14 protein-coding genes are annotated in these 20,797 nt (G+C 38.0%); 12 read left to right on the forward strand and 2 right to left on the reverse strand.

The window, feature by feature from the left end:
- The first annotated feature begins 9 nt into the window (after positions 1-9).
- The 3 genes from ACYT6F_RS13190 to ACYT6F_RS13200 are packed head-to-tail and all read left to right on the forward strand — an operon-like array spanning position 10 to position 6,502.
- On the forward strand, positions 10-3,117 hold the full coding sequence (locus ACYT6F_RS13190) for a type I restriction endonuclease subunit R (protein ID WP_472598129.1): 3,108 nt from the start codon (positions 10-12) through the stop codon (positions 3,115-3,117).
- A gap of 47 nt (positions 3,118-3,164) precedes the next feature.
- Entirely contained in the window at positions 3,165-5,066 is a 1,902-nt protein-coding gene (locus ACYT6F_RS13195) for an AAA family ATPase (RefSeq protein WP_472598130.1), read from the forward strand.
- Positions 5,066-6,502 (forward strand): 5-methylcytosine restriction system specificity protein McrC, encoded by a 1,437-nt coding sequence (locus ACYT6F_RS13200; protein ID WP_472598131.1) that lies wholly within the window; start codon positions 5,066-5,068, stop codon positions 6,500-6,502. Before ACYT6F_RS13195 ends, ACYT6F_RS13200 begins: the two co-directional genes overlap by 1 nt.
- A gap of 52 nt (positions 6,503-6,554) precedes the next feature.
- Here ACYT6F_RS13200 and ACYT6F_RS13205 read toward each other — a convergent pair whose 3' ends face one another.
- Complete coding sequence (locus tag ACYT6F_RS13205) at positions 6,555-6,911, reverse strand: hypothetical protein (protein ID WP_472598132.1); 357 nt, start codon at positions 6,909-6,911, stop codon at positions 6,555-6,557.
- 61 nt (positions 6,912-6,972) lie between these two features.
- Here ACYT6F_RS13205 and ACYT6F_RS13210 point away from each other — a divergent pair, with 61 nt between their 5' ends.
- The 9 genes from ACYT6F_RS13210 to ACYT6F_RS13250 all read left to right on the forward strand — a co-directional run bounded on the left by ACYT6F_RS13210 (position 6,973) and on the right by ACYT6F_RS13250 (position 19,222).
- On the forward strand, positions 6,973-7,221 hold the full coding sequence (locus ACYT6F_RS13210) for a DUF1294 domain-containing protein (RefSeq protein WP_472598133.1): 249 nt from the start codon (positions 6,973-6,975) through the stop codon (positions 7,219-7,221).
- Between the two features lie 389 nt (positions 7,222-7,610).
- Entirely contained in the window at positions 7,611-9,416 is a 1,806-nt protein-coding gene (gene typA, locus ACYT6F_RS13215; RefSeq protein ID WP_472598134.1) for a translational GTPase TypA, read from the forward strand.
- Between the two features lie 1,905 nt (positions 9,417-11,321).
- The gene (locus ACYT6F_RS13220) at positions 11,322-12,914 is read left to right on the forward strand and encodes a glycoside hydrolase family 10-like protein (RefSeq protein WP_472598135.1); all 1,593 of its coding nucleotides are present in this window, start codon (positions 11,322-11,324) and stop codon (positions 12,912-12,914) included.
- A gap of 1,481 nt (positions 12,915-14,395) precedes the next feature.
- On the forward strand, positions 14,396-14,947 hold the full coding sequence (locus tag ACYT6F_RS13225; RefSeq protein WP_472598136.1) for a ferritin: 552 nt from the start codon (positions 14,396-14,398) through the stop codon (positions 14,945-14,947).
- Positions 14,948-15,155: 208 nt separating this feature from the next.
- Entirely contained in the window at positions 15,156-16,247 is a 1,092-nt protein-coding gene (ychF, locus tag ACYT6F_RS13230) for a redox-regulated ATPase YchF (RefSeq protein ID WP_472598137.1), read from the forward strand.
- Positions 16,248-16,333: 86 nt separating this feature from the next.
- Positions 16,334-17,083, forward strand: a complete 750-nt coding sequence (locus tag ACYT6F_RS13235) for a hypothetical protein (protein ID WP_472598138.1) — start codon at positions 16,334-16,336, stop codon at positions 17,081-17,083.
- Positions 17,052-17,378 carry a hypothetical protein gene (locus tag ACYT6F_RS13240; RefSeq protein WP_472598139.1) on the forward strand — a complete coding sequence of 109 codons (327 nt, stop codon included), beginning with the start codon at positions 17,052-17,054 and terminating at the stop codon, positions 17,376-17,378. The genes ACYT6F_RS13235 and ACYT6F_RS13240 overlap by 32 nt, the downstream gene beginning before the upstream one ends.
- A gap of 45 nt (positions 17,379-17,423) precedes the next feature.
- Positions 17,424-18,371 (forward strand): helix-turn-helix domain-containing protein, encoded by a 948-nt coding sequence (locus tag ACYT6F_RS13245; RefSeq protein ID WP_472598140.1) that lies wholly within the window; start codon positions 17,424-17,426, stop codon positions 18,369-18,371.
- Positions 18,372-18,457: 86 nt separating this feature from the next.
- Entirely contained in the window at positions 18,458-19,222 is a 765-nt protein-coding gene (locus ACYT6F_RS13250) for an SDR family NAD(P)-dependent oxidoreductase (protein WP_472598141.1), read from the forward strand.
- A 233-nt stretch (positions 19,223-19,455) separates the two neighbouring features.
- Here the strand turns inward: ACYT6F_RS13250 and ACYT6F_RS13255 are convergent, their stop codons facing one another.
- Positions 19,456-20,604, reverse strand: a complete 1,149-nt coding sequence (locus tag ACYT6F_RS13255; protein WP_472598142.1) for a methionine aminotransferase — start codon at positions 20,602-20,604, stop codon at positions 19,456-19,458.
- Positions 20,605-20,797 lie beyond the last annotated feature (193 nt).

Here is a 20,797-nt window from a genome sequence, read left to right on the forward strand (position 1 = left end):
TTCAGATTAATGAGCACCTATACTACCATCGCAGAATCCAATAATTTCATTGTTTTAGACAATTACAATAAATATTCGGCAGTTCATGAAGCTCCAGCAGGTTATCAGTCGGAAACCGCATTGGAAAGGGAGTTTATTCAGGATCTAGTCAGTCAGGGATATGAAAATCCTTCCGGTCTGAAAACGTATGAAGCCATGTTGACTAATGTAAGAGTTCAGTTACAGGCGCTGAATACTATGGTTTTTACAGATGGAGAATGGACCCGTTTTGTGGAAGAATATCTGGACAGGCCCAGTGAAGGGATTGTTGATAAAACAAAAAAGCTGCACCATAATTACATTTATGATTTTGTATTTGATGACGGACATATCCAGAATATTTATCTGGTTGATAAAAAAAACATTGCAAGAAATAAATTACAGGTAATATCGCAGTTTGAACTGAAGGGAACCCATGCTAACCGTTATGATGTTACCATTTTGGTCAATGGATTGCCATTGGTGCAGGTAGAGCTGAAAAAACGTGGAGTAGCCATCAGGGAAGCCTTCAATCAGGTACATCGTTACAGCAAGGAAAGTTTTAACAGTGAGAATTCGCTTTTCAAATATTTACAGATATTTGTGATCTCCAATGGTACGGACAGCCGTTATTTTGCCAACACGGTAAAAAGGAATAAAAACAGTTTTGATTTTACGATGAACTGGGCAAGAGCAGACAATTCATTAATTAAAGACCTTAAAGATTTTACGCTTACTTTTTTCGAAAGACGGACTTTATTAAGTGTTTTGCTCACGTATTCGGTTTTTGATGTAAGCGAGACTTTGCTTATTATGAGGCCGTACCAGATTGCAGCCACTGAAAGAATGCTTTGGAAAATAAAAAGTTCTTTTGAAGCTAAAAAATGGTCGTCCACAGAAGGAGGCGGTTATATCTGGCATACGACAGGCTCCGGTAAAACTTTAACCAGTTTTAAGGCGGCTCGCCTGGCTACTGAATTAGACTTTATTGATAAAGTGTTCTTTGTGGTAGACCGTAAGGATCTGGATTTTCAGACCATGAAAGAATACCAGCGCTTTTCACCTGACAGCGTAAACGGTTCCGACAGTACGGCAGGTCTGAAAAGAAACATTGAAAAGGATGACAATAAGATTATTGTAACCACCATACAGAAGCTTAATAATCTGATGAAAACCGAAAATGATCTGGACATCTACCAAAAGCAGGTGGTTTTCATTTTTGATGAAGCACACCGTTCGCAATTCGGTGAAGCCCAGAAAAATTTAAAAAAGAAATTTAAAAAGTTTTATCAGTTTGGGTTTACAGGCACGCCTATTTTTCCTAAAAATGCGTTAGGCGCAGAAACAACAGCCAGCGTATTTGGCCGGGAACTGCACTCGTATGTTATAACAGATGCCATTAGAGATGAAAAAGTTCTGAAATTTAAAGTGGACTATAATAATGTCCGCCCGAACTTCAGGAATATAGAAAAAGAAATCGACGAAAAAAAGCTGACTGCTGCCGAGAATAAAAAAGCTTTTCTTCATCCGGCACGTATCAAAGAAATCTCGCAATATATCTTACAGAATTTTAGATACAAAACGCATAGAACACGTGGCGGCAATACTGGATTCAATGCCATGTTTGCTGTTAACAGCGTAGATGCTGCCAAATTATATTATGAAGAACTGAGTAATCTCCAGAAGGATACAGAAAAGCCTTTAAAAATCGCTACTATCTTTTCCTTTGCAGCCAACGAAGAGCAAAATGCCATTGGGGAAATTCCCGACGAAAACTTTGAGCCTACCGCAATGGACAGTAGTGCAAAAGAATTCTTAACAAAAGCAATCAACGATTACAATGCCATGTTCAGAATGAATTTTGGGATTGAGGGAAAAGGTTTTCAGGATTACTACCGCGACCTTGCAAAGCGGGTGAAGGATAAGGATATCGACCTCATTATCGTAGTCGGAATGTTTTTAACAGGTTTTGACGCTCCAACACTCAATACATTATTTGTAGATAAAAATCTTCGGTATCATGGTTTAATGCAGGCTTTTTCGAGAACCAACCGTATTTATGATGCTACAAAAACTTTCGGGAACATTATTACCTTCCGTGATTTAGAACAGGCAACTATTGATGCTATTACATTATTTGGGGATAAAAACACAAAAAATGTTGTTCTTGAAAAAAGCTACAAAGAATATCTGGAAGGCTTTACCGATGTTGCCAATGGAGCAGTAAGAAGAGGTTTCATTGATATTGTAAAGGATCTTAATGAGAAATTTTCGGATCCGGATGAGATTGTAACAGAGAAAGACAAAAAGGAGTTTGTAAAATTATTCGGGGAATATTTGCGAGTAGAAAATATTCTTCAGAATTATGATGAGTTTACCCACCTCAAAGCACTTCAGACAATTGATATAAATGACGAAGAAGCAGTACAGAACTTTAAAGAAATTAATTTTGTCACAGACGAAGAATTTGAAGAATTACAGAAAATAAAATTGTTGCCAGACAGAACAATTCAGAATTACCGGTCGACATACAATGACATCCGTGACTGGCTGCGCCGTGAGAAAAGCGGAAAAGAAGCGGAAGAATCTAAAATTGACTGGGATGATGTGGTTTTTGAGATAGACCTGTTGAAATCCCAGGAAATAAATCTTGATTATATACTGGAGCTGATTTTTGAACATAACAAAAAAAACAAGGATAAAGCTGCTTTAATAGAAGAGATCCGAAGAGTAATTCGTGCAAGCCTCGGCAACAGGGCAAAAGAAAGTTTAGTGGTGGATTTCATTAATGATACAGAACTGGATTCAATTGAAAATAAGCCTAATATTTTACATGCATTTTATACGTATGCTCAAGAAAAATTAAAAGATGAAGCTACGGAATTAATTGCAGATGAAAACCTAATTGAAGATGCCGCTAAACGATATATTAACACGTCATTAAAACGTGAATATGCCAGTGAGAACGGAACAGAGCTTAATGCTCTTTTACCTAAAATGAGTCCTCTTAATCCTCAGTATTTAACGAAGAAGCAAAGTGTTTTCCAAAAAATATCAGCTTTTGTAGAGAAATTTAAAGAAGTGGGAGGTAATTTGTAGGTAACAGGATGATATGAATTAATACTATTTAAAAACTAAATAACTACATGAAAACATTACAGGACATTGCCAATGAAATAGACATTTGGGAAGATTGGCGCGATAAGTACGGAGAATTTGTTCCAAAATTTATTGAGGAAGCAAAAAAAGGTAATAATTGGAGCGATTGGAATCCGGATACTTTTTTTGAATTCTTTGAGAAATCTGGCGATCAGTGTGTCTCTTCTTTAAAGCTTGGATATTTCACAGGCGAAGAACAGGAAAAGATTAAAGAAAATTGGGTGGAAATAGCTCCACTGTTACAAAAAATATCTTCTTCTCAAAATGAGCCGCTGTTTGATGCATATCATGAATTGAAGAGCATTATAAGAAAATATACAAAACAAAATCGCAAGGCTTCTACCAATCGATTAATTGCGGGATTACAGCCTAAATTATTATGTACCATCGTAAACGAAGGTAAACTAATAGATTTCATTAAAAAACTAAATGAAGTTATTGAAAATTCTAATATTCCGATTACAGGCGATTGGTTTAAAAATAGCCATGCCGTTTGGTCATTCTTTTTAGAAAACCTTGGTAGCAATTTGCCTTATGAAAATGTGACCTTACCTTGGCAAATCTATGAATATTTAATGGATGATCAAATAACTGCAAACGATATGAGTGAAATACCTGAATACAGAGAACTTATTATAAAACTTTTACAATACAAAAAACAAATCATCTTACAAGGCCCTCCCGGAACCGGGAAAACAAGAGAAGCAAAACTGATTGCACAAAATATCTTAGGGTTAGATGAAAAAGAACTTCAAGAGAGCGAACAGTTTAAAATCATTCAGTTTCATCCAAGCTACACCTATGAAGATTTTGTACGGGGAATTGTTGCAGAATCAAAAGGTGATAAAATTGAGTATAAGAATGTCAATAAAATTTTGGGAGAGTTTGCCGATGCAGCGTTAAAAAATTATTTAGATTCAAAGAAAATCCCGGAACAGGTTTCAAAAGAAAACTGGGTAAATACGCAGTATATTAAGTTTAAAGAAAGCATACAGAAAGAAATTGAGACCGATAATGAGGTGTTGATTAAAGAAGGAACAAAACCTAAGATCAATTTTGTTGAAGATGATTCCCTGAGAGTGAATCGTTACAGTAACGAAAACGATTCGGTACTAGTTAAAGATTCAGATATTATTAGTGGTTATATAGGATTGTATTTATCCGAAATGACAAGTAAGATCAGAGACAATGAATTGTTGTCTAAATCTGCAAGAAGCGGAATGTATTATCTTTATCAAAATCTGGTAGAAAAGTTTAAAAAGTATCTTGATGAAAATAATTTGCAGTACAGTGTCACAAATGAGACTGAAAGAATAGAGAAAAAGCCTTACATTCTTATCATCGACGAGATCAACCGTGCAAACTTATCCTCAGTTCTTGGCGAATTAATTTACGCATTAGAATATCGTGGGGAAGAAGTTGAAAGTATTTATTCCGTAGATGATTCTTTGATGAAAAACAAACTTATTCTTCCACCCAATCTCTACATCATCGGAACCATGAACACCGCAGACCGAAGCGTAGGGCATATTGATTACGCCATCAGAAGAAGATTTGCGTTTGTGGATGTTATGCCGAAAGATTTATCATCAGAAAACGAAGGTGAAGAATTTTACACAGCATTGTTTTCTGCTGTAAAAGCACTTTTCACAAAAGATGAGTATGAGACAAAATCAGATTTTATTTCTCAGGAATTTGAACCTAAAGATGTGACTTTAGGACAGTCTTACTTTATTGATAAATCAGCAGAAGGAGGAGATATGAAAGTACGATGGAATTACGAAATTAAACCTATCCTTTTGGAATATGTACGAGATGGGGTTTTAAAAACTGATGCTTTAGAACAAATTAATGAGATTGAAATTACATTCAGTTTAAAAATTGATTAATGATGGGTATCATTCTGAAAGAACATATTCATTATAGCTTACTGATTACAGAAAATTGGTATGATGTAGCAGACGAAGAAAGGAAAAACTATTTTCAAAAATCTTCTTTATCACAAATAAAACCGCGTTTTTTTAAAAAAGCAAGAGGAAAAGAGTATCCTTGTTACAGACATACTATTACCGAAAACGAGATTAAGATTATTTCCGACTATTTCGTAGGAATTGATTGGCTCACTAATGATAAAAGCCGCTTTATTAAGGTAGAGCCAAAGCTTAACGACAAGGTTGTAGAATCTTTTGAATATGTTTCTGATATCGACAATGAAAATATTTCTGAAGACGAAATAAATAAGCTCAATACAAAGGCTAAAGACGAAATTAAACATTCTTCAGGAGAAAAGGAAGTTGATGTCATCGGAATGCTCATGCAGATTATGTCTCATCCCGAAGTATCAAAACATACGAGAAATTTACTGTTTGTAGATTGGGAAGATAAAGAAATTGAAATTACTCAAAGACAGGATTTACTGACCCCTTTTTTGGTAGTTAGATTCCTTAATCTATTAAAAGACATTGTAAGGAAAGGATTAAAAAAATCATATTATAAAAAACAGGAAAATCTTAGAAACAGGGTAAAAGGTAAAATCTTAATTGGACAACAGATTAAACAGAACGTTTTTAAGAACCGACTGACAAACACCGTCTGCGAATACCAGGTTTTCGGGGAAGACTCGCTGGAAAATCGTTTTTTGAATAAAGTATTTATATTCTGTACGAATTATGTAGAGAACAATAAAATCTATTTTAAGGAAGAGAATGAAATTTTTTGGCTGATCAATTATATACGCCCGTCGTTCGAGCATATTGGATCAGAGATCAATATACAGGAAATCAAAAATTATAAGCATAACCCTTTTTTCAAAGAATACAAAGAAGCAATAACCATCGGACAACAAATCTTAAAAAGATTCTCTTATAATATTACCAAAACCACTGAAGAGAAAATTTCTACACCGCCATTTTGGATCGATATGCCCAAAATGTTTGAGTTGTACGTCTATGTCCAATTGTTGAAACATAATCCTGAACTCAAAACGGAAAATTTCAATTATCAGTTCTCTACCTATGGTAATGCATTGGACTTTTTGATTTGTACTGGTGAAAAAAAAATTGTAGTGGATGCCAAATATAAACTGCATTATAATTATAGTCAGATTCATAATGATATAAGGCAGGTTGCAGGGTATGCAAGATTAAAAAAAGTAAAAAATCAATCTCCTCAATTAAATGAAGAAATAGAATGTCTGATTATTTATCCAAAACCAATTGGTAGTATTTCTGAGAATAATTTGAATTTAAATTCATTACAATGGGATGCAATTAATGCTTACCATAAAGTTTATAAAATAGGGATAAATTTACCGGTGATAGAGTAAACTGAATTAAAAAAGCTGTTCGAGATTGCTTCGCTTCGCTCGCAATGACCCATCAATTCACCACCCCATCCCCAAAAATCCTCACCCCATACTCAGTCCCCAGAAACCTCGGATCCCCGTGCTTCTCAGACCAGAAGCCGTCCAACACATCCGGGTTGATCCAACGGTAAACGGCAACGCCTTTATAGATCTTTTGGCCGTCACCTTCATACCGGAAGTTGATGACTAAAATGCCGTCTTTGTAGAAGCCGGTGCCGTGCTGTTCGTGGTCGCCGATGAGCCATTCAGCGATGATGCGGTTGTTTTCGTCGAGGGATAAGGTCAAAATTCCTTGGTAGGAACTGCTCCCTGCTTCCTCCTGGTTGCTGCCCTGAATGGCATAACTTCCTGCCAGATCCTGTATCGTCATTGATGGTATTTAGAATGCAAAGGTAAAAAAACGGATCATTTTTTTGTCTTAGATTTGCAGCATGTTTTACGCAATAGCCTTCATCAGCATTATCACGTTTATCATCTTCGGATTCGATAAAAGAAAAGCCGTGAAGCACCAGCGGAGAATTTCCGAAAATACTTTGTTAACTGTTACATTCTTCGGCGGAACGGTGGGAGCTTTACTGGGAATGCTTGTTTTCAGACATAAAATTTCAAAAAGATCATTTCTGTTGAAGTTCTCATTAATCGTCCTGATTCAGGCTCTGTTTATCTGTTTTATCTTTTAAATGCATAACCATAAACCAAGCTTTGGCGTAACCAAATGTTGCAGGACTATTTAAATAAAAAGATCTTAAAATAAAAAAATCAAAGATGTTAAACTGTTGTATTCTCTTACCTGTTTAATAACTTTATCAGAGTCTTTGTTCTTTTGCGCTAAAAACTAATCCGGCAGCATAAACAAGAGTTCTTGGCTTATTAAATATCAAAGATATTTCTTTATTCATCTTAAACCCTTACAAAATCTTAAGGTTAAAAATCAGCATTATAAAAGTTAATCTTAAAAGACTATTATCTAAATTCACAAAACATCCTCATTATGAATTTGTTAATTAACACAACTTATTAGCAGGTATTTCATTAAAAATCACTACTTTTGCACCCGTAAAAATCTTTTATGCAAAACATTAGAAATATTGCGATCATCGCACACGTTGACCACGGTAAGACCACGCTGGTTGACAAGATCATCCACGCAACCAATATTTTCAGAGAAAATCAGGAGAGTGGGGAGTTAATTATGGATAACAACGACCTTGAAAGAGAAAGAGGGATCACCATCTTATCCAAGAATATTTCTGTTACTTATAAAGACACGAAAATTAATGTAATTGATACACCCGGTCACGCCGATTTCGGGGGAGAAGTAGAAAGAGTATTGAAAATGGCAGACGGGGTAATCCTGTTGGTGGATGCCTTCGAAGGGCCGATGCCACAGACCCGTTTCGTACTTCAGAAAGCACTGGAATTAGGATTGAGACCACTGGTGGTGATCAACAAAGTTGATAAGCCGAACTGTCGTCCTGATGAGGTTCACGATCAGGTATTTGATCTGTTCTTCAACCTTGATGCTACCGAAGAGCAATTGGATTTCCCAACATTCTACGGATCTTCAAAACAGGGATGGTTCAACACTTCATTGGAGCAGACTGAAGATATTTTCCCTTTACTGGATGGTATCCTTCAATATGTTCCTGAACCGAAAGTAACCGAAGGTAACCTTCAGATGCAGATCACTTCCCTGGATTATTCATCTTTCTTAGGAAGAATCGCGATCGGAAAAGTAACCAGAGGGGAAATTAAAGAATCCCAGTGGATCGGTCTTGCTCAGGCAGACGGTAAAATTGCCAAAGGAAAAGTTAAAGAATTATACGTTTTCGAAGGATTAGGAAAGAAAAAAGTAACTGAAGTTCAGGCAGGAGATATCTGTGCTGTTGTAGGTTTCGACGCTTTCCAGATCGGAGACTCTTTCGTGGACCTGGAAAATCCTGAACCGTTGGAAAGAACGGCGATCGATGAGCCTACCCTGAACATGACATTCTCTATCAACAATTCACCTTTCTTCGGGAAAGACGGTAAATATGTAACCTCTAACCACCTGAAAGAAAGATTAACCAAAGAATTGGAGAAAAACTTGGCATTAAGAGTACAGCAGACAGACGATGCCAATACATTCCTGGTTTTTGGTAGAGGGATCCTTCACTTATCGGTTTTAATTGAAACCATGAGAAGAGAAGGGTACGAAATGACGATCGGTCAGCCACAGGTTATCCTTAGAGAAATCGACGGAGTAAGCTGTGAGCCTTACGAATCTTTGGTAGTAGACGTTCCTGAAGAATATGCTTCAAGAGTAATCGATCTGGCTACCCAGAGAAAAGGTGACCTTCACATCATGGAAACCAAAGGCGAAATGCAGCACATGGAATTCGAAATCCCTTCAAGAGGTCTGATCGGATTGCGTTCCCAGATGCTAACCGCTACAGCCGGAGAAGCCATTATGGCGCACCGTTTCACGGAATACAAGCCTTTCAAAGGAGCCATTCCGGGAAGAAACAACGGAGTGTTGATCAGCAAAACCCAAGGTCCTGCAACAGAATATTCCATCAACAAACTACAGGACAGAGGTAAATTCTTCGTAGATCCGGGAGAGGAAATCTATGCAGGAATGATCATCGGAGAACAGAACAAACCGGGTGACCTTGTGGTAAACATCGTGGAAGCAAAACAGCTGAACAACATGAGAGCCGCAGGAAAAGATAAAGATACAGGCGTTGCTCCGAAAATCCTATTCTCACTCGAAGAATGTATGGAATACATCCAGGCTGACGAAGCCATCGAGGTAACTCCGAACTTCATCCGTATGAGAAAGAAACTCCTTTCCGAAGAAGAAAGAAAAAAAGTGGAAAGATCTGCAAAAGCATAATCCCACTTTCACTACTATATCAAAGCTCCGAATTCCGGAGCTTTTTTTATTCAATCGCAAAGCTAAACGAAGGCTTGTCCAGTATATGCTGTATCAACGTAAACAAATGCATTTAATCTATTGGAACAGACAATGAATAATAATATTAATAACAATAAATCATTGTTTTCAATAATAAACAAAAAGGTTTGCCTATCTTAAGAATCAGTTAGAGCTTGCAAAGCCGTCCAAAAAAATCCTTTGCGCTCTTAGCTGAGTGAAACGCCTTTGCGAACCTAAAAACAGTTAATATTCAAAAAACTCTTTGCGTCCTTTGCGTTAAAAAACATTTCGAAATCAAGATGCTTCCAGCAAGACAACCTCCTGATAAGTAAAGGTTAAAAAAAATCTGCGTCATCCGTAAAATCAGCGGGAGATTAAAATCTAGCTTTCTATAGCATTTTATACCTTCACGATCTTAGCTGAGTGAAACGCCTTCGAGCCTTTAAAAAATGTTTAGTATTCAAAAACTCTTTGCGCCCTTTGCGTTAAAAAACATTTCGAAATCAAGATACTTCCAGTATAACAATCTCTTAATAAAGTAAAGTTTACAAAAAAATCCGCGTCATCCGTAAAATCAGCGGGAGATTAAAATCTAGCTTTCTATAGCATTTTATACCTTCGCGCTCTTAGCTGAGTGAAACGCCCTTGCGAACTTAAAACGTTTAGTATTCAAAAACTCTTTGCGCCCTTTGCCTTAAAAAACATTTCGAAATCAAGATACTTCCAGTATAACAATCTCTTAATAAAGTAAAGTTTACAAAAAAATCCGCGTCATCCGTAAAATCAGCGGGAGATTAAAATCTAGCTTTCTATAGCATTTTATACCTTCGCGCTCTTAGCTGAGTGAAACGCCTTTGCGAACTTAAAACGTTTAGTATTCAAAAAAAACATTTGCGCCCTTTGCGTTAAAAAAACATTTCGAAATCAAGATACTTCCAGCATAACAACCTCCTAATAAGTAAAGGTTAAAAAAATCTGCGTTATCCGTGAAATCTGCGGGAGAATAAAATCTAGCTTGCTTTCTGTAGCATTTATACCTTCGCCCTCTTAGCTGAGTAGAACGCCTTCGCGCCCTTAAAAACGGTTAGTATTCAAAAACTCTTTGTGCGCTTTGCGTTTAAAAAACATTTCGATATCAAGATGCATCCAGCATGACAACCTCCTGATAAATAAAGGTTAAAAAAATCTGCGTCATCCGTGAAATCCGCGGGAGAAATTAAACTACATTACTTTCCAAAATTCTTGGCGCTCTTAGCTGAGTGAAACGCCTTTGCGAACTTAAAACGTTTAGTATTCAAAAAAAACATTTGCGCCCTTTGCGTTAAAAAAACATTTCGAAATCAAGATACTTTCAGCATGACAATCTCCTGATAAGTATAGGTTAAAAAAACCTGCGTCATCTGTTAAATCTGCGATAGAATAATATCTAGCTTTCTGTAGCATTTTATATCTTCGCGATCTTAGCTGAGTGAAACGCCTTTGCGAACTTAAAACGTTTAGTATTCAAAAACTCTTTGCGCCCTTTGCGTTAAAAAAACATTTCGAAATCAAGATACTTCCAGCATGACAACCTCCTGATAAATAAAGGTTAAAAAAATCTGCGTCATCCGTGAAATCTGCGGGAGAAATTAAAATACATTACTTTCTAAAATTCTCTGCGCTCTTAGCTGAGTGAAACGCCTTCGCGTCCTTAAAAACAGTTAGTATGCAAAAACTCTTTGCGCCCTTTGCGTTTAAAAAACCTTACAATATCAAGATGCTTTGACTTCCGTTAGTAGAAAAAAAACTTTGCGATCCTTGCGTTTAACTAATTTTATTATCGTAATTTAAATCAACAAAATAAATTAATGTAGTTTTGCAGATATGAGAATAAATCACTTAAAACTAATCATATTATCAGGCGTCTTTACGTCATTCATGGCTTGTTCAACCCAGAATAATTATGTAAAAGCTTCCGCCCCTTCAAAAAATACAGCTAAAAATAAAACCTTACCGCCAGCCGGCCCGAAACCAGGAGCCGCAATTCCACCTGATGAAACATTCAGGACGGTTCTTCCTGAGATCAAAAGAGAATTCCGCGGTGCCTGGATTGCCAGTGTGGCCAACATCAACTGGCCCTCAAGAAACAACCTTTCCGTGGACCAGCAGAAGGCAGAAGCGGTCAGCATGCTGGATATGCTGAAAGATAATAATTTTAATGCCGTGATCTTCCAGGTAAGACCTTCCGCTGATGCTTTATACACCAGTAATATCGAACCATGGTCTTACTTTCTGACAGGGCAGACGGGTGCTGCGCCTTATCCCAATTATGATCCGCTGCAGTTCTGGATTGAAGAAGCCCATAAAAGAGGCCTCGAACTTCACGTTTGGCTGAATCCTTATCGGGCCCATCATTCCAACGGCGGAAGCCCGAATAGTTTATCGATGGTGAACAAACTTTCAGATATTGTGATCCGGCTTAAAAACGGAATGTACTGGTTTGATCCCGCCAATCCGAAAACCCAGGGCCACGTTTCCAATGTGGTGAAAGATATTGTAAAACGATACGACATTGATGCCGTCCATTTTGACGATTATTTTTATCCGTATGCTACTTACAACAGGGGCGCCGATTTCCCGGACCATGCAACCTGGAACGAGTACGTAAGAAATGGCGGAACGTTATCCAGAGCAGATTGGAGAAGAGATAACGTCAATAAATTTGTTGAAAGGATTTATAAGGAAATTCATGCTGAAAAAAGCTATGTCCGGTTCGGAATCAGTCCGTTCGGCATCTGGAAGCCGGGATATCCGCAGGGAATTGTCGGATCATCTCAGTATGACGAATTGTATGCCGATGCTAAATTATGGTTAAATAAAGGCTGGGTAGATTACTTCTCTCCTCAATTATACTGGCCGATTGAATCAAAGGGACAGCCTTTCGAAGCCCTTTTAAACTGGTGGAAATCGGAGAATACCTTAAACCGCCATCTCTGGCCGGGATTAAATACAGTGGAAATAAGATCTTCGGATCGTCCTTCAGAAATCAAAAACCAGATTGAAATTTCGAGGCAGGTTTTAGGAAACGGTGCCGGAGAAATACACTGGAGTATTGCAGGACTTACCAAAAATCCGGGGATGTTACCGGCATTGAAAAACGGGCCGTACAAAGAAAAGGCCCTCGTTCCGAAAACGCCATGGCTGAAAGCGGCACCTTTACAGATTCCAAGTCTTTTTATCAATGATAACGGAAGTTTGGTACAGGTAAGCTGGAGTACGAAAAATATAGGGGATGTTTTTCAGTGGGTGCTTTTCACGCAGTACAACGGGGTCTGGGAAACAGATATTCTTACACTGGATCAGCTTTCCAGGGAAATCCCGAAGTCTAAAGACGGAAAAACGCTTACTGCTGTTGCCATAAAAGCCATTGACCGGTTAGGAAATGAAAGCGATTATACAGCAAAACAAATAAAATAGACCAATAACTATTTCAAAAAATGCAGTGAAGAATCTTAAACTTTTGTAGTGAGATTCTTCGCTCCTCTCAAAATGACAAACTACAGCATAATCATCTGCGGCATCTGAGAAATCTGTGGGCAGTAAAAAATTCATCATTCCGCTTTGCTGTATTCAGAATAACAAAAAGCCACACGATCATCTGTAACCATCTGCGAAATTTGCGGTAGGTAAAAAGATTCTTCGCTTCTGTCAGAATGACAAACTATAGCACAATGATCTGTCGCATCTGAGAAATCTGTGGGCAGTAAAAAATTCATCATTCCGCTTTGCTGTATTCAGAATAACAAAAAGCCACACGATCATCTGTAACCATCTGCGAAATTTGCGGTAGGTAAAAGATTCTTCGCCGCTCTCAGAATGACAATACTACAGCATAATCATCTGCGGCATCTGAGAAATCTGTGGGCAGTAAAAAATTCATCATTCCGCTTTGCTGTATTCAGAACAACAAAAAGCCACACGATCATCTGTAACCATCTGCGACATCTGTGGTAGGTAAAAAGATTCTTCGCTTCTCTCAGAATGACAAACTACATCATAATCATCTGCAGCATCTGAGAAATCTGCGGGCAATAAAAAAATTCATCATTCCGCTTTGCTGTATTCAGAATAACAAAAAGCCACACGATCATCTGTAACCATCTGCGAAATTTGCGGTAGGTAAAAAGATTCTTCGCTTCTCTCAGAATGACAAACTACATCATAATCATCTGCGGCATCTGGGAAATCTGCGGGCAGTAAAAAAAATCATCATTCCGCTTTGCTCTATTCAGAATAACGAAAAGCCACACGATCATCTGTGACCATCTGCGACATCTGTGGTTGAAAAAAGATTCTTCGCTTCTCTCAGAATGACAATACTACAGCATAATGATCTGCGGCATCTGAGAAATCTGCGGGCAGTAAAAAAAATCATCATTCCGCTTTGCTCTATTCAGAATAACGAAAAGCCACACGATCATCTGTGACCATCTGAGAAATCTGTGGTTTAAAAAGATTCTTTTTTAAATAATCAGATCACATAAACAAAATTCCCCTCCTTTGGAGGGGTGGATTCGACCATAGGGAGAAGACGGGGTGGTCCTGTAAAGTTGAATTGTAATAATAAAGTCAAATATTGAAATGAATGACTTAAACCCTAGCCCCGATTGCAGTGAAAATCCTTTTTTGCGGCTGAAAATCCCTCTCACTGGAGAGGGATCAGGGTGAGGAAAAAAGATTGCAGCGGAAAGCGGGATTAAGCTCCGAAAGAAATGAAAAATATTTCTGATAAAGCTGCAGTTTCATAGGTGCAGAAGTTTAGAATAACTATAAATTATCCATCTAAAATAAAGTATTTCAAGCTATTATAAATACCACAAAAACAATAACTCCCTCTGGAATATTCTCGGAACTATTTTTGCATCGTATTGATTCATAATCACTAAAAAATATGAATTATGAATACCAACAGACTTTCCGAAGCGATGGAAAAAGCGCTTAGTGATCAGATGAATAAAGAGATCCATGCATCACATGTTTTTTTATCTTACGGAATTTGGGCAGATGATAAAGGATATCAGGGGATTGCCAACTTTCTTTACAGACACGCTCAGGAAGAAAGAAACCATTCCATCAAATTTATGGAGTACGTTCTGAACAGGGGAGGGAAACCTAAAGTGGAAGCCATACCGGCGCCACCTGCCGATCCGGAATCTCTTACCGCATGTTTTGAAGGCGTTTTCAGACATGAGGTAGACAATACGACGGCGATTTACAGACTTGTAGATATGGCATTAGAGGAAAAAGACTGGGCGACATGGAACTTTATGCAGTGGTTCGTTCAGGAACAGATCGAAGAAGAAACCCTGGCGATGAACCTGATGGACAAACTGAAAATCGCAGGCGGAGACCGGGCTACCAATGAATCTCTGTTTACTTTGGATAAAACACTGGAAAACGCACCAAACGATGTTCCGCTTGCTCAGGAAGCAACGGGTGACAATCCGTAAAGCTAATCCGGTAAATTGAATACATAAAAAATCTGTCAGCTTCTGGCGGATTTTTTTATTATGAAACTCTCTTTAAAATCACTATCTTTGCACACTCATAATTCAAAGATTATAGTTTCGAGTTTAATTTAATTGTTTATATAAACTTTAAGCCTAACTCTAAACATTAAACCTTGAATTTTAAACATTAAACTTTGAATCTTACGTTATGAAATGTGGAATCGTAGGCTTACCGAATGTAGGTAAATCAACTCTTTTTAACTGTCTGAGCAACGCAAAAGCACAGTCGGCCAACTATCCTTTCTGTACCATCGAACCCAACCTCGGAACGGTTTCCGTACCGGACCAGCGTTTGTTTGAACTGGAAAAAATAGTAAAACCGGAAAGAGTTTTGCCGGCAGTGGTGGAGATTGTGGATATTGCAGGTCTTGTAAAAGGAGCCAGCAAAGGAGAAGGGCTGGGTAACCAGTTTTTGGCCAACATCCGCGAATGTGAGGCGATCATTCATGTATTAAGATGTTTTGATAACGGAAACATCATCCACGTAGAAGGTTCCGTAGATCCGTTAAGAGACAAAGAAATTATCGACATCGAGCTTCAGCTGAAAGACCTTGAAACCGTAGGAAAAGCCGTTGAAAAAGCAAAAAAATTCATCAAATCCGGAAAGAAAGAAGATATTCTGACGTATGAAACGCTTCAGAACCTTCAGAAATTTTTGGAAGACGGTAAAAATGCCAGAGAATTTCCAACGGATGATTTTACTAAAACAATCATCGGAGAAGTTCAGCTGTTGACCAATAAGCCGGTGCTTTACGTTTGTAACGTGGATGAAAACTCCATTAAGAACGGAAACGAATGGATCGGCAAGATTGAAGAGATGGCTAAAAATGAAGGAGCAGAAGTAGTAGTACTGGCTGCTCAGATCGAAGCGGACATCAATGAACTGGAAACCTACGAAGAAAGAGAGATTTTCCTCGAAGAATTGGGACTTACAGAACCGGGAGTTAACCGTCTGATCAGAAAAGCTTATGATTTGTTAAAACTTCAGACGTATTTCACGGCAGGAGTTAAGGAGGTAAGAGCCTGGACGATCGGTCAGGGATGGACGGCGCCTCAGGCGGCTGGAGTAATCCATACCGATTTTGAGAAAGGTTTTATCCGTGCAGAAGTTATTAAATATGATGACTATATGCAGTACGGTTCCGAAGCGAAAGTAAAAGAAGCCGGGAAACTTTCTGTTGAAGGTAAAGAATATATTGTGAAAGATGGCGACATCATGCACTTCAGATTCAACGTATAAGAAAATATTAAAGTTAGTTATTATAGAAAAACGCTTCCGATTGATTTTGGGAGCGTTTTTTGCATTCATGTCCGAAACTTTTAAGTATGAAAATTTTATATTTCCTTGCGCTGATACCGCTTATTTCCTGTTCGTCAACGATTGAGAAAAATTGTTTTGAATCCGAAAAAGAAAAACCTGAATATATTGAGCAAAAGCCTTTTACTGTAAAAGAAATCCTGACTAAAAAACCTTCTTATTTAGAGATTGTAGATTTAAAAACCTTTAGGAGTTTTAAAGAAGACAGCTTGTACGCACATGAATACAAGTGGAAGAATTATGATGAGATTATGAAACAAAAAGAAACTGAATTTAAAGATTTTAAGGATGCTTTTCATAATAAGTTTATGATCTACAAACAGCAAAATGTTGAAAATACAAAATATGCTTTAGGCAGAAATGATCTGGGATACTGGTTGTTGAAAATAGCTGATCGCAAACCTTCTGCTTATTTCTTGGGTTTAAGTTTCAGTCATTACTATTTCAATGAAATTCAGAATCAGCCACTTATTAAAGATGGAGTGTTACAGGTAGAAGGAAGTCTGATACAGATTGTTAAAGTTCCCAGACATGATGATTATTCTGCGATCGCTGATGGCAAAATGTTCAAAGTTAATCTCAAAGAATTAATGAAGGATACGGATCAGGATGGTTACAATGATATTTTTGAGAAATGCTTTGATCTGAACCCTGATGATAAAGATTCTGACGGGGACGGAATTAATGATTTTACTGACATAAATCCTATGTATAGATCAGAAAAAAATGCTTCTTCCGACGTATGCAGGAACTCCTGACTTCAAAAAAAACCCGTATTATTTTGAGGTTTTTAAAACAGATTGCGATTATTTTCATCAGATTAATCCCGCAGAGTATAAAGTGTTATTTATCCCCGAAAACGAAGACAAACAGAGTTATTATGTAAGGTTTACAGATGTCTGCGATTTCGGGATTTCCAAAATCAGAAAAAATAAAGAATTTCCGGAGCGATTTTATATTAACAAATGGGACAGCAGCTCTTCTACCGATTATGCAGCCGAATACAGAAACGGGAAATGGGAGCTGGAAATGATCGGAGGTTTTGTCATTTAATTTTGTGTACAATATTCGTACATTTGAATTATACAAATTTTAGGTATGGAAAAAACAGCACATACTTCCTATGCATCACTGGATGATTTTTACCGTGAGATAACTTCTAAACTGGGAACGGATATCGAAAGCATATTTCCCAAAGGACTGCACAAAGAGATCGGGCATTTCAATGTTTTTGATATTGCGCAGACCATCGAAAAGGTAAAGCTTACTTCCGAAATGCCCTACAACAGGAGAAAATATTACAAGATAAGCCTGATAAGAGGAAAGAACAGAGCCGAATACGCAGACAAGGTCATACAGATTAAAAACAATGCATTGTTGTTTGCTACCCCAAAAGTTCCGTACCATTGGATTCCCGAAGATACGAACCAATCGGGGAGCTTCTGTGTATTTACCGAAGATTTTTTAATCAAAGACAAATCATACAATACCCTTGAAGACCTGCCGATCTTCCAGCCAGGAAATATTCCGTTATTTGAAATTGATGATGAATTGGCAGACGAAATCGAACAGCTGTACCGGAAGATTAAAAAAGAAATAAATTCGGATTATATTTTTAAATATGATCTGATCCGGAATTACGTGCTGGAGCTTATTCACTACGGACAAAAGCTGCAGCCGGCTTCAAAATTATCGACCTCGAATGATGCTTCTTTACGGGTAGTTTCCCTGTTTATCGAATTGCTGGAAAGGCAGTTTCCCATCGAATCCTCCGACCAGAGACTACAGCTGAAGACTGCAAAGGACTACGCCGACAGGTTAGCCGTCCATGTGAATTATTTAAACAAAAAATTAAAAGAAAGCACCGGGAAAACCACTACGGAAATCATTGCCGAAAGAATTGTGCAGGAAGCCAAGATTTTGTTAAAACAGACGAAATGGAACATTTCCGAGATCTCCTACGCTTTGGGATTTGAAGAGATTGCTCATTTTTCCAACTTCTTTAAAAAGAAAACTTCACTGGCACCAATGGAATTCCGTTCGTGATTTGAATTTTGCAAATTTCAGTTTGATTAAAGCAAACCATAACGGTCTGAAATTTCTGAACTTTGTTTCATCAAAAAAATAAAATAATGGAAGCAAGAACAAAAATTGCAGTAATTACCGGCGGAAGCCGTGGTCTGGGACGAAACTCAGCCCTTAAAATCGCTCAGAAAGGTCTTGATGTGATCATTACCTATAACAGCAATAAAGAAGAAGCTGATAAAGTAGTAAGTGAAATTCAGGCATTAGGAAGAAAGGCAATCGCTTATCAGCTTAACACAAAAGACGTAGGAAGCTTTGATGCTTTTGTAAAAACGGTGGGAGATCATCTTGAGGAAAACACAGGCAGCAGAAACATTGATTTTCTGATCAATAATGCCGGAACAGCACTGTATGCACCGATTCCCGATGTAACCGAAGAGCAGCTGGATGATGTGGTTGATATTCACTTCAAAGGCGTATTTTTCCTGACCCAAAAGTTTTTACCTTACATGAGTGATAACGGAGGAATCATCAATATTTCTTCAGGTTTGGCAAGATTTGCATTACCGGGATCTTCAATATACGGTTCCATCAAAGCCGGAGTGGAAATGTTAACAAAATATATGGCGAAAGAATTAGGGCCAAGAAGAATTAAAGTGAATGTTGTAGCTCCCGGAGCGATAGAAACAGATTTCGGAGGAGGAAGAACCAGAGATGATGAGCATATCAATGCAATGGTTGCCGGAGATACGGCTTTAGGAAGAGCAGGACTTCCAGACGATATCGGTGGAGTGGTAGCTTTCCTTTGTACGGAAGATGCCGGATGGATCAACGGGCAGAGAATCGAAGCCTCCGGCGGAATGTTTTTATAAACTAAAATCCGGCGGCTTCGAGGACCTCAGCCGCCGGATTTTAATGAATAACTGAGGTTTTCGGTGCTGGATCTCTTTGGTGATTTCGAGAACCTCAATCACCAAAAAGATTGTAGGGTATTTTCAAATTATGCAAAAAGTTGCTGGATTATTCTCAATCACCAAAAAAGGTGGCTGGGGTCCTCGAAATCATTAAAAAAGGTGGCTGAGGCTCTCGAAGCCACCTTTTTTATTTATATTTTCGACAAATTCTCAATCGCTTTTTCCAATGTTTCCTGCTTTTTCGCAAAGCATACACGGATCACGTTTTCATTCAGCCTGTTTTTATAAAAAGATGAAAACGGAACACTGGCTACTTTATGGGTAATCGTAAGTTCGCGGGCAAAATCAATATCACTTTTATCAGAAAGCTTATCATATTTCAAAGCCTGGAAATAGGTTCCTTCGCAATCTAACAGTTCGAAAGCCGTACCGGCAAGACCTTGCCTAAGAAAGTCCCGTTTTTCCTGGAAAAAAGCGCTTAATCCGTTGTAGTGTTCAGGGTTTTTCATATATTCTGCCAAAGCAAGCTGAATAGGACTGTTCACGGAAAACACATTGAACTGATGAACCTTTCTGAATTCTGCAGTCAGATTTTCGGGAGCGGCGCAATAACCTGTTTTCCATCCTGTTACATGAAACAGCTTTCCGAAGGAGGCTGCTAATAAACTTCTTTCTTTCAGTTCGGGATATTTGCAGATGCTGATATGCTGTCGTCCGTCAAACACTATATTTTCATAGACCTCATCGCTTAAAATAAGAATGGAAGTATTTTCGACGATTTTGATCAGTTCCTGAAAGTCATTTTCCTTCAAAACCTTTCCTGCAGGATTATTTGGGTTGTTAAGGATGATCATTTTTGTTTTTTCCGTTACCAGGTTCTGTACCGCATTCCAGTCGATTTCATAGTCCGGAGCTTTCATTTCAAAGCGTCTGACAATTCCTCCAAACAGCTCAACCGTAGGTTCATAGCAATCATAGGCAGGCTCGAAGATAATGACTTCGTCATCTTTTTTTATAAAGCCTGCAATAGCGGTAAAAATAGCCTGCGTTCCCCCTGCAGTTACGGTAATTTCCAGATCAGGATGGTAGATAGCCTGATGAGAATTTTCAATTTTTTTCGCAATTTCTTCCTTTAGAGCCATCATTCCGCCCATTGGTGCGTATTGATTAAATCCTTTCCTGATAAAATGATCAACGTAACCAAGTAATTCAGGATCCGGCATAAAATCCGGGAATCCCTGAGATAGATTGATCGCCTCGTTCTCATTCGCAAGCTGCGTCATCTGGCTGAAAATCGATGTTCCGACGTCGGAAAGTTTAGATAAAGGAAGTTGTATCATAAAGATCTTTTAGAATATCGAATTTAATTCAAAATTTTCAATATTGGCCTATACAGTTGGGTTTTGATTTGAATATTTCAGGCGTATGCTAAAATATTTGCTTGATTATTAACCGGTCGCCCTTCCAGAGCTTATCAACTTTACTCCTGATTAGCTTAAATTCATCAATAAATTTTAAATAAATACAGTTTAT

The sequence above is a fragment of the Chryseobacterium sp. NG-CE01 genome (assembly GCF_055695505.1).